Source organism: Actinacidiphila sp. bgisy167 (genome assembly GCF_965342175.1).
In the GTDB taxonomy this organism is placed as follows: domain Bacteria; phylum Actinomycetota; class Actinomycetes; order Streptomycetales; family Streptomycetaceae; genus Actinacidiphila.
This window is the reverse complement of the sequence record NZ_CBDRBL010000222.1, coordinates 1-803: the sequence shown is the minus strand read 5'-3', so window position 1 is coordinate 803 and position 803 is coordinate 1. Positions and strand designations below refer to the sequence as shown.

General features: G+C 67.2%; 1 protein-coding gene. It reads right to left on the bottom strand.

All coding sequences use genetic code 11. The features are described 5' to 3' along the window. Positions 1 to 803, bottom strand: an 803-nt coding sequence (locus ACRWND_RS30885) for an IS256 family transposase (protein ID WP_431955292.1), incomplete at both ends; no start/stop codon positions are given.

The window sequence follows — 803 nt, the reverse complement described above, 5'->3', positions numbered from 1 at the left end:
GTCGGCGCGGTGTAGATCGGCTTGAGCGCGCGGGAGATCTTGTCCCAGTCCTGGCGGCCCGCGTAGCGGAACGACGCCCGGATCAAATGGACCACACAGGTCTGCGTGACCGCCTGCGGCCAGACCGTGCCGATCGCGTCGGGCAGGCCCTTCAGCCCGTCGCAGACGACCATGCACACGTCCTCGACGCCACGGTTCTTGATCTCGGTGAGGACCTGGAGCCAGTACTTGGCGCCCTCACCGCCGTCGCCGGCCCACAGGCCAAGGATGTCGCGGGTGCCGTCCACGGTCACCGCCAATGCGACGTAGATCGGGCGGTTGGCGACCTGCCCGTCGCGGACCTTCACGTGCACGCAGTCGATGAAGATCACCGGATAGACCGGGTCCAGCGGCCGGTTCTGCCACTCGGCCATCCCGTCCATAACCTTGTCGGTGATGGTCGAGATGGTCTGCTTGGACACGCTCGCACCGTAGACCTCGGCCAGGTGCGCGGAGATGTCGCCATGCGTCAGTCCCCGCGCGGACAGGGACAGAACCATCTCGTCCACGCCGGTCAGCCGCCGCTGGCGTTTCTTGACGATCTGCGGCTCGAAGCTGCCGTCGCGGTCCCGCGGCACCGCGATCTCAACTGGGCCGACGTCGGTCAGCACCGTCTTGGACCGCACCCCGTTACGGGAGTTCCCACTGCCGGCGCCGACCGGGTCGTGCTTGTCGTATCCGAGATGGTCGGTGATCTCGCCTTCCAGAGCCGACTCCAGCACGCGCTTGGTCAGCTGCTGCAGCAGCCCGCCCTCACCGGTCAA